The organism is Pseudomonas sp. HMSC057H01, assembly GCF_001836405.1.
Taxonomy (GTDB): domain Bacteria; phylum Pseudomonadota; class Gammaproteobacteria; order Pseudomonadales; family Pseudomonadaceae; genus Pseudomonas; species Pseudomonas aeruginosa.
Genome location: NZ_KV828413.1, coordinates 21,113 through 34,903 on the forward strand (window position 1 = coordinate 21,113; position 13,791 = coordinate 34,903).

13 protein-coding genes are annotated in these 13,791 nt (G+C 69.0%); 1 reads left to right on the top strand and 12 read right to left on the bottom strand.

Translation table 11 applies throughout. The features are described 5' to 3' along the window. The 3 genes from HMPREF2581_RS06600 to HMPREF2581_RS06610 form a co-directional block, all read right to left on the bottom strand. Positions 1 to 799 (bottom strand): sugar phosphate isomerase/epimerase family protein (locus HMPREF2581_RS06600; protein ID WP_070867310.1); only part of this gene is annotated, 799 nt, incomplete at its 3' end. A gap of 22 nt (positions 800 to 821) precedes the next feature. After that, positions 822 to 1,865, bottom strand: coding sequence for a Gfo/Idh/MocA family protein (locus HMPREF2581_RS06605; protein ID WP_003121655.1), 1,044 nt, complete (start codon positions 1,863 to 1,865; stop codon positions 822 to 824). Positions 1,866 to 2,108: 243 nt separating this feature from the next. Then, positions 2,109 to 2,888 carry an IclR family transcriptional regulator gene (locus HMPREF2581_RS06610; protein WP_003110229.1) on the bottom strand — a complete coding sequence of 260 codons (780 nt, stop codon included), beginning with the start codon at positions 2,886 to 2,888 and terminating at the stop codon, positions 2,109 to 2,111. Between the two features lie 305 nt (positions 2,889 to 3,193). On the opposite strand from HMPREF2581_RS06610, the gene HMPREF2581_RS06615 reads away from it, so the two are divergent. Beyond that, a complete protein-coding gene (locus tag HMPREF2581_RS06615; RefSeq protein ID WP_003137113.1) occupies positions 3,194 to 4,540 on the top strand; it encodes a 4-hydroxybenzoate transporter PcaK in 1,347 nt (448 codons plus the stop codon). A 138-nt stretch (positions 4,541 to 4,678) separates the two neighbouring features. Here the strand turns inward: HMPREF2581_RS06615 and HMPREF2581_RS06620 are convergent, their stop codons facing one another. The 9 genes from HMPREF2581_RS06620 to HMPREF2581_RS06660 all read right to left on the bottom strand — a co-directional run bounded on the left by HMPREF2581_RS06620 (position 4,679) and on the right by HMPREF2581_RS06660 (position 13,672). Next, complete coding sequence (locus HMPREF2581_RS06620; RefSeq protein ID WP_003137110.1) at positions 4,679 to 5,512, bottom strand: hypothetical protein; 834 nt, start codon at positions 5,510 to 5,512, stop codon at positions 4,679 to 4,681. Positions 5,513 to 5,702: 190 nt separating this feature from the next. Continuing rightward, positions 5,703 to 6,644, bottom strand: coding sequence for a LysR family transcriptional regulator (locus tag HMPREF2581_RS06625; protein ID WP_003084073.1), 942 nt, complete (start codon positions 6,642 to 6,644; stop codon positions 5,703 to 5,705). A gap of 127 nt (positions 6,645 to 6,771) precedes the next feature. Then, positions 6,772 to 7,173, bottom strand: coding sequence for a 4-carboxymuconolactone decarboxylase (gene pcaC, locus HMPREF2581_RS06630; RefSeq protein ID WP_003137108.1), 402 nt, complete (start codon positions 7,171 to 7,173; stop codon positions 6,772 to 6,774). A 10-nt stretch (positions 7,174 to 7,183) separates the two neighbouring features. Next, positions 7,184 to 7,975 (bottom strand): 3-oxoadipate enol-lactonase, encoded by a 792-nt coding sequence (pcaD, locus tag HMPREF2581_RS06635; RefSeq protein ID WP_003110231.1) that lies wholly within the window; start codon positions 7,973 to 7,975, stop codon positions 7,184 to 7,186. A gap of 14 nt (positions 7,976 to 7,989) precedes the next feature. Beyond that, positions 7,990 to 9,369, bottom strand: a complete 1,380-nt coding sequence (locus tag HMPREF2581_RS06640) for a 3-carboxy-cis,cis-muconate cycloisomerase (RefSeq protein WP_003137105.1) — start codon at positions 9,367 to 9,369, stop codon at positions 7,990 to 7,992. A gap of 22 nt (positions 9,370 to 9,391) precedes the next feature. After that, positions 9,392 to 10,690: an MFS family transporter gene (locus tag HMPREF2581_RS06645; protein ID WP_003101889.1), complete on the bottom strand. Its 1,299-nt coding sequence runs from the start codon at positions 10,688 to 10,690 to the stop codon at positions 9,392 to 9,394. A gap of 149 nt (positions 10,691 to 10,839) precedes the next feature. After that, complete coding sequence (pcaF, locus tag HMPREF2581_RS06650; protein WP_003110233.1) at positions 10,840 to 12,045, bottom strand: 3-oxoadipyl-CoA thiolase; 1,206 nt, start codon at positions 12,043 to 12,045, stop codon at positions 10,840 to 10,842. Continuing rightward, complete coding sequence (locus HMPREF2581_RS06655; protein ID WP_003084062.1) at positions 12,042 to 12,824, bottom strand: CoA-transferase subunit beta; 783 nt, start codon at positions 12,822 to 12,824, stop codon at positions 12,042 to 12,044. The genes pcaF and HMPREF2581_RS06655 overlap by 4 nt, the downstream gene beginning before the upstream one ends. Beyond that, entirely contained in the window at positions 12,821 to 13,672 is an 852-nt protein-coding gene (locus HMPREF2581_RS06660; RefSeq protein ID WP_003118609.1) for a CoA transferase subunit A, read from the bottom strand. The genes HMPREF2581_RS06655 and HMPREF2581_RS06660 overlap by 4 nt, the downstream gene beginning before the upstream one ends. Between the last annotated feature and the right edge of the window lie 119 nt (positions 13,673 to 13,791).

A 13,791-nucleotide genomic window follows, 5' to 3' on the forward strand; every position in this document is an offset into this window, starting at 1 on the left:
GCGCCCGGGTCCGCTCGATCGCCAGCCGCGCCCGCTCCGCGCCATCCACGCCGCGCGCGAGCAGATCCAGCGCGGGCACCTCCAGGCTCAGCGGCAGGTTCTCCGGCAAGGCGCGCAGCAGCGCCAGCAGATCGAGCCCGCCATCGCCAGGGAAACGCCGTTCCTCGCGGGCCTGGCGAAGGATTTCGTCCATCGACGTCGGACGCGGCCCGACGACATCGCAGAGTTGCGCGTAGCCCAGGCGCGCAGGCGGGATCGCCCGCAGGTCTTCCAGGCTGCTGGCCGAGCGGTCGAAATGGAAGGCGTCCAGCAACAGGCCGGCGTTGTCCCGCGCCGCCGCCTCGACCACCCGTGCGGCCTGCCGCAGGTCGCGGATCCCGGTCCAGGGCATGAACTCCAGGTGCGGATCGAGGCCGAGCGGCCGCGCCAGGTCGCACAACGCGGCGAAATTGTCCGCGCTGCGCCGCTCGTCGTCATCGTTGCCGGCCACCAGCACATAGCGCGCGCCGAACTCGGCGCCGACCTCCAGCACCGCGGCGAACTCGCCGACGCGGGTGTCCGGACGCAGGCGCAGGATCTCCACGTCCAGCGTGCGCACTCCGCTGTCGCGCAGCCGCGCCAGGGTCCGCCGGCGCAGGCCGGCATCGGCCAGCAGCGGATAGTGGTGCTCTTCCACGGTGGCCGGCACCAGGCGCAGGCCGACATGACTGTAGCCGGCACGGGCGGCAGCCTCGACCATGTCCGGGGGCGACAGCTCGAGCACGGTGAGCGCCGCCAGGGAAAGAATCCTCGATTCCATGCACTACCTCATCGTCAGCGGTTCAGAAACTGGCCGGCGCGCAGGCCCGGCCACTGCGCGCGGCCTCGCGAACCGCCTCGACCAGCGCCAGGGTGCGAGCGGCGTCGGTGGCATCCATCAATGGCGCTTCCTCGCCCCGCGCGACCCGGACGAAGTGCTCTAGCTGGCGTTGCAGGGGGTCGCCTGCCGCCACGGCCTCCACGCTGGCCGCCAGCGGGTCGTGCCAGCCCTGCCGGGCCTCGGCGTAGCGCCAGCGGCGGAGCTGGGGCAGGCTCAGGGCACCCTCGGTGCCGGCCAGCAGGTAGCAGGGTTGCTCGGCCTGGCGCGGATAGACCGGGTTCTCCCCGGCGGCCAGCTCCCAGCTCCAGGGCGCCGCCGCAGCGTCGCAACCGGTCAGGCTGCCCAGGGCGCCATTGGCGAAGCGCAGGAGCAGCGCGACGTTGTCTTCGTTGGGCAGGCCACGGATAGCGTTGCCGGCCAGCGCCTGCACCTCCCGCACTTCCCCGCACAGGTGGCGGAGCAGGTCGAGGTCATGGATCAGGTTGGTCAGCAACATTCCCGCGCCGGGCTCGCGACGCCAGGCCACCTCGAAATAACTGTCGGGCTTCTTCAACTGCCAGAGCGCGGTGACCGACAGCAACCGACCGAGCGCGCCCTCGGCGATCAATTGGCGCGCCCGCACGACCAGCGGATTGTGCCGACGATGGTGACCGACCAGCAGCGGAACGCCAGATCGCCGGGCGACGGCCACCAGCTCGCTCACTTCGTCGAGCTGCACGCCGACCGGTTTTTCCAGCAGCAGCGGCACCCCGGCGGCGAGGCAGTCGAGGGCGGTGGCGACATGCAGGTTGTTCGGATTGGCGACGATCGCCGCTTGCGGCCGGGCTTCTTCCAGCAACCTCCGATGATCGCCGAACCAGGGCACGCCGGCGTCCGCGGCGAACGCCTGGCCCTGGGGATCGGCCACCGCACACAGGCGCGCGCCGGCGATTCGCTGCAAGCGATGGTAATGCTGGCGGCCCATGTTGCCGGCGCCGATGAGGGCGATGCGAAGCGGTGCGTCCAAGGCGGTCCCCAATCGTTGTTTTCTTGTTCGTCTCAGGATTCCAGAACTTCGTTCCAGATTTAACGAAGGAGATTATTTGAACGAGGAGTTGGCCCCGCGCAAGAGCGCTTCGAGACGGCAGCGCCGCCAGGACCTCCATGGAAGTGCGGAAAGGCCCGCTGCATGCGGGCTCCGTGGCAGGCAAGAAAGCGTTCGCTATTCGAACGCCGATGTCGGGAAAGGACTGGGGCCGGGCCGGATGGCTCAGCGAAACAGCTCGGACGCCTGGCTGGCGTGGGACAGGTCCTGCGCCGCGGCCAGGAGCAGGGGCGCCAGTTCGTGCATGCGCGCCTCGCCGAAGCGTGCGCTCGGCCCGGCCACGCTGAGCACGCCGAGAGCCCGTCCGTCCTCGGGGTGGCGCACCAGTGCGGCCATCGCCGCCATGCCCGGCGCCGAGCATTCGATCTGCCAGGCATAGCCGTGCTCGCGGGCGCGCTTCAGGTAACGCAGCAGCTCGCTCCTGGAGCGCGGCGCGTTGGGACCGAAGTCCCGCGCCGCCCCTACGCCCTGGCGCTCCACCAGCGCCAGCGCCGCCTTGTCGCTCAGGCTGGCCAGCCAGGCGTGCCCGGACGCGGTGTAGAACAGCGGCGCCTCGCGCCCCATGTCGGGGTCGTAGCGTAGCCCGGAGGTGGCGCCCTGGGACTTGGCGATCCAGGTCTGGCGATCGCCTTCGATCACCCCCAGGCGCACCAGTTCGCCGGTCTCCCGGGCGAGCCCGTCGAGCACCGGCTGGACCAGGTCGACCACCCCGCTGGACGCGAGGAAGCGGAAGCCCAGCGCGGCCAGGCGGGTGCTGAGGCGGTAGCGGCTGGTGTCGTGGTCCTGGCGCACGTAGCCGAGCCGGATCAGCTCGGCGAGCATGCGGTGCGCGGCGCTCTTGGGGATATCCAGGCGGTCCGCCAGTTGTTGCAGGGGCAGGCCGCGGGCATCGCTGGCGAGGAGTTCGAGCAAGCCGAGGGCGCGTTCGATGAGGCTACCGGCCATGGAAGGACGTTCCTGAGTCGAGGGAAGGCAGGATTCTAGAATCTGGTTCCGGATTTTCACAGCCTGGCGAAGGTCGAGATTTCACAGGGTTCCGTTCGATCAGCGAACCGATAAACGATTATCGGATTGCCACTCCCCATGGCCCTCCGTAATGTGTCTGCACCCCGGCAGGCCGAGCGCCTCCGCTACAAAAACAACAGGGGAATCCCGACATGCCGCAGCACGCCTTGCCTTCCGCCGCCTGCACCTGAGCCACGCGTCCGACCCTCGTCCCACGCCCTCACTCTCGCCGCGGAACCCGTCCCATGAACAGCCCCAGCCTGCCCGCCGTCGAACGACTCGACGTGCAAGCCTTCATCAATGCCCAGCCGCTTTCGCCGTACCAATGGCGGATCGTCCTGCTGTGCTTCCTGATCGTCTTCCTCGATGGCCTCGACACCGCCGCGATGGGCTTCATCGCGCCGGCGCTGACCCAGGACTGGGGCATCGACCGCGCCAGCCTCGGCCCGGTGATGAGCGCCGCGCTGATCGGCATGGTCTTCGGCGCCCTCGGCTCCGGACCGCTGGCCGACCGCTACGGACGCAAGCTGGTATTGGTCGCGGCGGTCTTCCTCTTCGGCCTGTTCAGCCTGGCCTCGGCCTACAGCACCAACGTCGAGCAACTGCTGGCGCTGCGCTTCCTCACCGGCCTCGGCCTCGGCGCGGCGATGCCCAACGCCACCACCCTGCTTTCCGAATACACCCCCGAGCGCCTCAAGTCGCTGCTGGTGACCAGCATGTTCTGTGGCTTCAACCTGGGCATGGCCTGCGGCGGATTCGTCTCGGCGAAGCTGATCCCGCTGTTCGGCTGGCACAGCCTGCTGCTGCTCGGCGGCCTGCTACCGCTGGTCCTGGCGGTAGTCCTGCTGTTCCGCCTGCCGGAATCGGCGCGCTACCTGGTGGTGCGCAACCGCGGCAGCGAGCGGGTACGCCAGGTGCTGGCCCCCATCGCCCCGGCGCAGGTGGCGCTGGCACGGAGTTTCCACGTCCCCGAGCAGCAGACGGTGCAGGCCCGCAACGTGTTCGCGGTGATCTTTTCCGGTACCTACAGCGCCGGCACCCTGCTGCTCTGGCTGACCTACTTCATGGGCCTGGTGATCGTCTACCTGCTCACCAGCTGGCTGCCGACCCTGATGCGCGATAGCGGCGCGAGCCTGGAGCACGCGGCGTTCATCGGCGCGCTGTTCCAGTTCGGCGGGGTGCTCAGCGCCGTAGCGGTGGGCTGGGCGATGGATCGCTTCAACCCGCACAAGGTGATCGGCCTGTTCTACCTGCTGGCGGGGGTGTTCGCCTGGTGCGTCGGCCAGAGCCTCGGCCAGGTCACCCTACTGGCAACCCTGGTGCTGCTGGCCGGCATGTGCATCAACGGCGCGCAGTCGGCGATGCCGTCGCTGGCGGCGCGCTTCTATCCGACCCAGGGGCGGGCCACAGGGGTCTCCTGGATGCTCGGTATCGGCCGCTTCGGCGCCATCCTCGGCGCCTGGATCGGCGCCACCCTGCTGGGCCTGGGCTGGAACTTCGAACAGGTGCTGACCGCCCTGGTGCTGCCGGCTGCACTGGCCACCGCCGCGGTGCTGCTGAAGGGGTTGGTCAGTCACGCGGATGCGGGGTGAAACTGCCCCATCGCGTAGGACGCATAACCGCTTGCGGTTATCCGCCGCCGGGCGTCGGTGTATCGGCGGATAACGCCGGTGGCGTTATTCGCCCCACCCCAGGGTTGGCGGCATCGCGTAGGGCGGCGGCGCATCGCCTCAGAAGGTGAATTCCATGTTCAACGTCGGCGTCGAGGTGCGGCTGCCGGTGCCGCCGTCGACGCCGAACTTGTTGTGCCAATACTCGTAGCCGACGCCGAGCCACAGGTTCGGCTGGCGCTTGTCGCCTGGCAGGGCGGCGACCATCAGGGCGGTGCGGACCAGGGTTTCCGCCGCGGTGTCCTTGTCGTTGTAGTCCTCGCCCTTCTCTCCCACGTAGTTGACGAAGCCCTGGAACTTCGCCGCACGGTTGCCGACCTTGAACGGCCGCATCCAGGTCAGGTTGAGCATGTAGGTGGTGTCGAAGGTGTGGTCGGGATGGCGCGCGCCGGGCACGCCGAAGTGGTTCTTCTCGCGGTAGTAGAGCAGGCTCAGGTCGAGCACGCCGGGACCATTGAACTTGAGGGTCGGGCCGAACACCAGGGCGCGCTTCTTGGCCGAAGCCAGGTTGTTGTTGCGGCTGGCGTCGAAGCCCAGGGTGAAGGCGTAGTCCTTGACCAGGCCGGTGCCCAGCGGCCGGTCGAACACCCGCGAGGCGTAGAGCTGGTGGCGGTAGACCGCATAGACCTCGCTGCCACCGTGGTCGGTGCCCTTGCGCGGGTCGCGGCTGTCGGAAAGGAACACATCGAGATTGAAGAAATTGCTGCCGTAGCGATAGCCGTCGGCGTGGGTGAAGCTGTAGATGCGCTTGGCGAACTTGTCCGGGTTGTTCGGGTTGGTGAATTGCTGGCCGTAGCGGAAACCGACGCTGTTGCTCATCCATTCCAGCGCCATGCTCTCCCCGGCGCCGACGAGCGCGATCAGGGCGGCGGCGCCCTGCATCATCTTCTTCATGCTGTGTGTCCTGCTGGTTGCTTGTTGTTCTTGTGGCGACTCAGCCCCCGGTTTCGCGCCGGGGTCGCGGGGCAGTATCGGCACTTCGCCGCGCTGACCAAAGAACAGAATATCGAACATACCGATGCCGAAACGGCATCAGCGAACGAGCAAGCTCGGGCAAGCCGTCTGGCATCGGCGCGAGCGCCGCTCAGGCCTCGTTCAGGCGCGCTTCCTCGCGCTCGCGCAGGCGCACTTCCTCGGCGATCTGCCGGGCCAGGGCGTCCACCGCCACCGGCAGGTAGCGGCCGGTACGCACGTAGAGGCCGAGGTCGCTGTGGATGCCGCCATTGTCTTTCAGCGGCAGGAAGCGCAACTCGCCCTGGGCGATGTCGGCCTCGATCCCCAGGCGGGTCTGGAAGGCGACGCCGAGCCCGCGCCGCGCCAGTTGTCGCGACAGCTCCAGGGAGCTGCTCTCCAGCACCGCCCGGCGCGGTTCGCGCAAACGGCGCTGGAGCGGCGCCAGCAGGTGATGGATGGACAGCTCGCTCTTGGCCATGATCAGGCCATGTTCGACGCAATCGGCGAAGGCGATGGCCTGGTGTCGCGCCAACGGGTGCTGCGGGGAGACGATGGCACCGAGGCGGAAATGGCCGACGCTGACCTGTTGCAGGTCGGCGCTGCGCGGCAGGGCGAAGGCCAGGCCGAGGTCGACCGCGCCGCTGCTCACCGCCTCGGGTATCGCCTGGGAACCGAGCAGGGTGACGCCGACGGTGATGTCCGGGTAGCGTTCGCGCATCGCCTTGAGCACGCAGGGCAGCAGGTCGCTGGTCACCGCCTCGATGGTGGCGATCTCCACATGGCCGGTGCGCAGGCCTTGCAGCGCGTCCAGTTCGGAACGCACGCGCTCCATGTCCTGCAGGACCACGGTGACGTGGCGCGCGAAGATCTCCCCGGCTCCGGTCAGGCGCAGGCCCCCGGGCAGGCGGTCGAACAGCGGCGCGCCGATCTCGTCCTCCAGCTTGAGGATCTGCCGGTTCACCGCCGACGAGGCGACGTTCAGGCGTCGCGCGGCTTCGCGGATCGAATGGCAGCGGCGCACCATGTCGAAGTAGTGGATCGCGGGCGCGTGGATATGCAGCTTGCGGCTCATGGCGGACCGAAGGGATGACGGAGCTGTCGACCTTCCGGGAAACGCCGGCGAATGGCAAGGGGAAGCGCCGCCTCGGCGGATAACGCCTGCGACGCCATTCGCCCTACCGATAGCCCCGCCCGGCGGCCTACCGGGACGTCTGCTGCGACTCCACGCCAAGCTCGTCCCACACCGATTCGGCCAGGTGGAAGGTCGCGTTGGCCGCGGGAATGCCGCAGTAGATGGCGCTCTGCATGATCACTTCCTTGATCTCGTCGCGGCTCACCCCGTTGTTCTTCGCCGCGCTCAGATGCAGCTTGAGTTCCTCGTTGCGGTTCATGCCGATCAGCATGGCGATGGTGACCAGGCTGCGGGTGTGTCGCGGCAGCCCCGGACGGGTCCAGATGTCGCCCCAGGCGTGGCGGGTGATCATCTCCTGGAACTCTTCGTTGAACGGCGTCAGGTTGGCCAGGCTGCGCTCGACGTGGGCGTCGCCGAGCACCGCGCGGCGCACTTGCATGCCGGCTTCGTAGCGTTGTTTCTCGTCCATCGGCGGTTCCTCAGGCGGACAGCAGGAAATCGACCAGGCGGCGGCTGAAGGCGTCGCCCGCTTCGACGTTGGACAGGTGCGCGGCGGCGAACTCGACCAACTGCGCGTCGGCGATGCGCGCCTGCATGAAGCGGGCGTTGTCCGGAGTGGTCACGGCATCGTGGCTGCCGGCGACGATCAGCGTCGGCGCCTGGACCAGCCCGAGCTGCTCGCGGAAGTCGGCGTCGCGTACCGCAGCGCAGTTGGCCGCGTAGCCCTGCGGCGAGGTGGCCGCGAGCATCGCGACGATGCGCTCGACCTGCGCCGGTTCGCGCTCGGCGAAGCCCGCGGTGAACCAGCGCGCCACCGAGGCGTCGCGCAGGTCGCGCATGGCCTGCTCGCCGCCTTTCAGGACGGTATCGATGCGGGTGTTCCAGACCTCGTCGCTGGCGATCTTCGCCGCAGTGTTGCACAGCACCAGCCGGCCGAGCCGCTCGCCGGCGTGGATGCCCAGCCACTGACCGATCAGGCCGCCCATGGATAGCCCGCAGAAATGCACGCGCGGCAGGTCGAGGGCATCGAGCAGGGCAAGCACGTCGGCGCCGAGCTGGCCGATGGCGTACGGTCCGGGGGTGACCAGCGAGGCGCCGTGGCCGCGGGTGTCGTAGCGCAGCACGCGGAAGTGGGCGGTGAGTGCGGGGATCTGCGTGTCCCACATGCCCAGGTCGGTGCCCAGCGAGTTTGACAACAGCAGGACCGGCGCGCCGGCCGGTCCTTCCAGGGAGTAGTTCAGGTCGCCGTCGGCGAGGCGTACGGTTGGCACGAAGGGATCTCCAGTCAGGCGGGATGGGGTTCGAAGCCCAGGGCATGGTGTTCGGCGAGCGCGCGCTCGACCCAGGCGCGGGCCTGGCCGAGGTAATGGGCGGGATCGAGCAGGCGGTCCAGTTCGTCGCCGGACAACTCGGCGCTCACCCGCGCCTCTTCGCCGAGCACCGCGCGCAACTCGCGGCGCTGCTCGACGGCGCGGCGGCAGCACTGTTCCACCAGATGGTGCGCGGCTTCGCGGCCGATACGACGGGCCAGGGCGATGCTCACCGCCTCGGCGAGCACCAGGCCGTGGGTCAGGCCAAGGTTGCGGCGCATCCGCTGGGCGTCCACCTCCAGGCCTTCGAGCAGGCCGATCGCCTGTTGCAGCGCGCCGGAAACCAGGCAACAGAGTTCCGGCAGGGTTTCCCACTCGGCGTGCCAGAGACCGAGGCTGCGCTCGTGTTCCTGCGGCATCGCCGCGAACAGGGTCGAGACCAGCCCCGGCGCACGGGTGGCGGCGGCGATCAGCACCGCGCTGCTCACCGGGTTGCGCTTGTGCGGCATGGTCGAGGAACCGCCGCGCCCGGCGCCGGCCGGCTCGAAGACCTCGCCGGCCTCGGTCTGCATCAGCAGGCTGACATCGCGACCGAACTTGCCGAGGCTACCGGCCACCAGGCCGAGCACGCTGGCGAACTCCACCAGGCGGTCACGCTGGGTGTGCCAGGGTTGTTCGGGCAAAGCCAGGCCCAGCTCCTCGGCCAGCGCCGCGGCCACCGGCAGGGCCTGTTCGTCGAGCGCGGCGAGCGTCCCCGAGGCGCCGCCGAATTGCAGCACCAGCAGGCGCGGGCGCAACTCGCGCAGGCGCTGGCGGTGCCGGGTCAAGGCGCCGAGCAGGCCGGCGAGCTTCATGCCCAGGGTCACCGGGGTGGCGTGCTGCAACCAGGTGCGCCCGGCCAGCGGCGTGTCGGCATGCCGTTCGGCCTGGTCCGCCAGGACCTCGGCAAGACGTTGCAGATCCTGCTCGAGCAAGGCCAGCGCGCGGCGCAGTTGCAGCACCAGGCCGCTGTCCATGGCGTCCTGGCTGGTGGCGCCGAGATGCACGTAGCGCTCGGCCGCGGCGTCGCCAGCCGCCACCTGGCGGCCCAGCGCCTTGACCAGCGGGATCGCCGAGTTGCCGGCAGTGGCGACCGCCTCGGCCAGCGCCAGCGGGTCGTACAGTTCGGCGCGGCAGGCCGACTCGATCGGCGCCACCGCCGTCGCGGGAACCACCCCGGTGCGCGCCTCGGCGCGAGCCAGGGCGGCCTCGAAGTCGAGCATGCCTTGCAGGCGGCCGCGGTCGGAGAACACCGCGCGCATCGGCGCCGCCGTGAAATAGGCATCGAACAACTGGTTGGCGGGTACGTCGCTCATCGGTTTTCCTTTTCCCGGCCCGTCAGGGCTCGTCGTTCAGGTAGCTGACCTTGCGCAGATCCGGCAGGCTCACGCAGACCAGCAGCGCCAGCAGGCACATGGCTGAAACATACCAGTAGAAGACGTTCTCCATCCCTACCGACTTCAGCCCCAGGGCGACGTACTCGGCCGAGCCGCCGAAGATCGCGTTGCCCACCGCGTAGGACACTCCGACGCCGAGGGCGCGCACCTCCGGCGGGAACATCTCGGCCTTGATCAGGCCGCTGATGGAGGTGTACAGGCTGACGATGGCCAGCGCCAGGATGATCAGGAAGAAGGCCATGTAGGGACTGCTCACGGTCTTCAGCGCGAGCAGGATCGGCAAGGTGCAGAGTGTGCCCAGGGTGCCGAACCAGAGCATCGAGGTCTTGCGCCCGATGCGATCGGAAAGCATGCCGAACAGCGGTTGCATCAGCATGTACGCCAGCAGGGCGAAGGTCATCACCGCGCTGGCGGTCTTGGCGCTCATCCCGGCGGTGTTGACCAGGTACTTCTGCATGTAGGTGGTGAAGGTGTAGAAGATCAGCGAGCCGCCGGCGGTGAATCCGAGCACGGTGAAGAAGGCCCGCTTGTGCTTGAACAGCTCGGCGAAGGTGCCAGACTCCTTGCGCTCCAGGGTCGACTTCGAAGCGGTCTCGTTCAGCGAGCGCCGCAGCCAGAGGGCGATCACCGCGGTGATCGCGCCGATCACGAAGGGAATCCGCCAGCCCCAGGCGCGCAGTTCGTCTTCGCTCAGCAACTGCTGCAGGATCACCACCACCAGCACCGCCAGCAACTGTCCGCCGATCAGGGTGACGTACTGGAACGAGGCGAAGAAGCCGCGCTGGCCCTTGAGCGCCACCTCGCTCATGTAGGTCGCGCTGGTGCCGTACTCGCCGCCCACCGACAGGCCCTGGAACATCCGCGCCAGCAACAGCAGCGCCGGCGCCAGGGTGCCGATGCTGGCGTAGGTGGGCATGCAGGCGATCGCCAGGGAGCCGGCGCACATCATCACCACCGAGATCAGCATGGCGGTCTTGCGCCCGTGCTTGTCGGCGATGCGGCCGAACATCCAGCCGCCGATGGGGCGCATGAGGAAGCCGGCGGCGAAGACCCCGGCGGTGTTCAGCAACTGCACCGTGGGGTTGTCGGAGGGGAAGAAGGCCGGTGCGAAGTAGATCGCGCAGAAGGCGTAGACGTAGAAGTCGAACCATTCCACGAGGTTGCCGGAGGAGGCGCCGACGATGGCGAAGATGCGCTTGCGGCGTTCTTCGTTGCTGTACTGGTGAACCGGGGCAGTCATGCTGTTGTTCTCTCGACAGGGTCCGTTTCATCCTGACCGTGCGACGGAGCGTCCTGTTCCGCTGCACACGCGCCGCGCCGCCGCCGAACCATGGGCAGCGCCGCGCGACGCGCGCTCTTGATACCGGGCGGGCGACCCGGTTGTGCCAGTCAGACCCGCTCGATGGCCAGCGCCAGGCCTTGGCCGACGCCTACGCACATGGTCGCCAGGCCGCGCCGGCCGCCGCTCTTCTCAAGTTGATGGAGCGCGGTGAGGACCAGCCGCGCACCGCTCATCCCCAGCGGGTGGCCGAGGGCGATGGCACCGCCGTTCGGGTTGACCTTCTCACTGTCGTCGGCCACGCCCAGTTCGCGCAGGCAGGCCAGGCCCTGGCTGGCGAAGGCTTCGTTGAGTTCGATCACGTCGAAGGCGTCGATCGCCAGGTCCAGGCGCCGCAGCAGCTTGCGCACCGCCGGCACCGGGCCGATGCCCATGATCCGTGGGGCGACGCCGGCGCTGGCCATGCCCAGCACCCGCGCGCGCGGAGTCAGGCCGTGCTTCTCCACTGCCTCGGCGGAGGCCAGGACCAGCGCGGCGGCGCCGTCGTTGACCCCGGACGCGTTGCCGGCGGTGACGGTCTTCTCCGGCCCGTTGACCGGCTTGAGCCGGGCCAGCGCCTCCAGGGTGGTGTCGGGACGCGGATGCTCGTCGTACTCGACCAGGGTGTCGCCCTTGCGCCCGCGAATCGTCACCGGGACGATTTCCTCGGCGAAGAAACCGGCCGCCTGCGCCCTGCCGGCGCGCTGCTGGCTGCGCAGGGCGAAGGCATCCTGGTCGGCACGCGACACGCGATAGTCGTCGGCGACGTTGTCGGCGGTCTGCGGCATCGGGTCGATGCCGTACTGCTCCTTCATCAGCGGGTTGACGAAGCGCCAGCCGATGGTGGTGTCCTCGATCTTCTGGCCGCGCCCGAAGGCGCTATCGGCCTTGCCCATCACGTACGGCGCGCGCGACATCGACTCGACGCCGCCGGCGATGGCCAGCTCCATCTCGCCGCAGGCGATGGCGCGGAACGCCGTGCCGATGGCGTCCATCCCCGAGGCGCAGAGGCGGTTGAGGGTGACGCCGGGCACGCTCTCCGGCAAACCGGCCAGCAGCAGCGCCATGCGCGCCACGTTACGGTTGTCCTCGCCGGCCTGGTTGGCGCAGCCGAGGAACACCTCGTCCAGCGCCGACCAGTCGACCCCCGGGTTGCGCTCGACCAGGGCCTTCAGCGGCACCGCCGCGAGGTCGTCGGCGCGCACCGCGGAAAGACTGCCGCCGAAACGGCCGATCGGCGTGCGCACGGCATCGCAGATGAATACCTCGCGGCTCATTCGTCGCTCCCCTTCTGTCCATGGGCGGCCGCGGTGCGCGCCTCGAGGTCGCGCAGCGCGGCGAGTTCGACCTCGCTCGGCGCGGGCGTCTCGGCGACCCGCTCGGCGAAGCGGATCGCCCAACCGGTGGCCTCGACCACCTGCTCGCGGGTCACGCCCGGATGCAGCGAAGTGACCACGAACTCGTTGCTGCCGGCTTCCGGCTCCATGATGCACAGGTCGGTGATGATCGCCACCGGCCCCTTGCCCGGCAGGCCCAGGCGCTGGCGCGAGTCGCCGCCCTCGCCATGGCCGACCGAGGTGACGAAGGCCAGCTTGTCGACGAAGGTGCGGTGCGACTGCTTGAGGATGATCAGCACTTCCTTGGCGCTGCCGGCGATTTCCGGCGCGCCGCCGGCTCCCGGCAGGCGCACCTTGGGCTGGCGGTAGTCGCCGATCACGGTGGTGTTGATGTTGCCGAAGCGGTCGACCTGGGCCGCGCCGAGGAAGCCGACGTCGATCCGTCCGCCCTGCAGCCAGTAGCGGAATATCTCACCGGTGGGGACCACGGTATCGGCGGTCTCGGCCAACTCGCCGTCGCCGATGGACAGTGGCAGGACGCTGGGCTTGGCGCCGATCGGGCCGGACTCGTAGATCAGCACGACGTCCGGCGAGGAAGTCAGGCGCGCCAGGTTGGCGGCCTTCGACGGCAGGCCGATGCCGACGAAGCACACCGCACCGTTGTGCAGGCGGCGGGCGGCGGCCACGGTCATCATCTCGTTGGTGCTGTAGCTGCTCATCGCTTGCCCTCCGCGAGCTTGGCCTGGAAGGCGCCGAAATCCTCGGTCCCCCGGATGTATTCGTCGATCCACGCGGTAAAGCTTTCGCGGTCGCGGGCGATCGGGTCCCAGTCCTGGTAGAAGCGGTTGTCGCGTTCGTAGTAGCCGTGGGCATAGGACGGATGCGCGCCGCCGGGCACCAGGCACACGGCGCTGAGCGCCCAGCTCGGCAGGACGCAGGCGTTCATCGGGGCGTCCAGTTCGTCGACGATCTCCTCGACGGTGACGATGCAGCGCTTCGCCGCCAGGGCCGCTTCCTTCTGCACGCCGAGGATGCCCCAGAGCAGCACGTTGCCCTTGCGGTCGGCCTTCTGCGCGTGGATCACGCTGACGTCCGGGCGCACCGAGGGCACCGCCGCCAGCACTTCGCCGGTGAACGGGCAGGTGACGCTGCGGATCAGCGGGTTGACCTTCGGCAGGTCGGAGCCGGCGTAGGCGCGCAGCACCGCGAAGGGCAGCCCGGAGGCGCCGGCGACATAGGCGTTGGCGAGGTCGGCGTGGCTGTGTTCCTCGATCTCCAGCGGGTGCGGCCAGCCCTTCTCCACCGCGTCGCGCAGGCGGTGCAGCGAACCGACACCGGGGTTGCCGCCCCAGGAGAACACCAGCTTCTTCGCGCAGCCTGCACCGATCAGCAGGTCGTAGACCAGGTCGGGAGTCATGCGGATCAGCGTCAGGTCTTTCCTGCCCTGGCGGATCAACTCGTGGCCGGCGGCCGTCGGGATCAGGTGAGTGAAGCCTTCGAGGGCGACGCTGTCGCCATCGTGGACGAAGCGTCGCACCGCTTCGCGCAGGGAGAGGATTTCAGCCATCGGTCGGGTCTCGTCTTGTTGTGCGCTGCCTGGACGGCACGTGACGAGAACCTTACGCCGGGGTCCGAGGGCTCACAATCCGATAATCGATTAACAGTTCGATAATCGAACAGAACGTT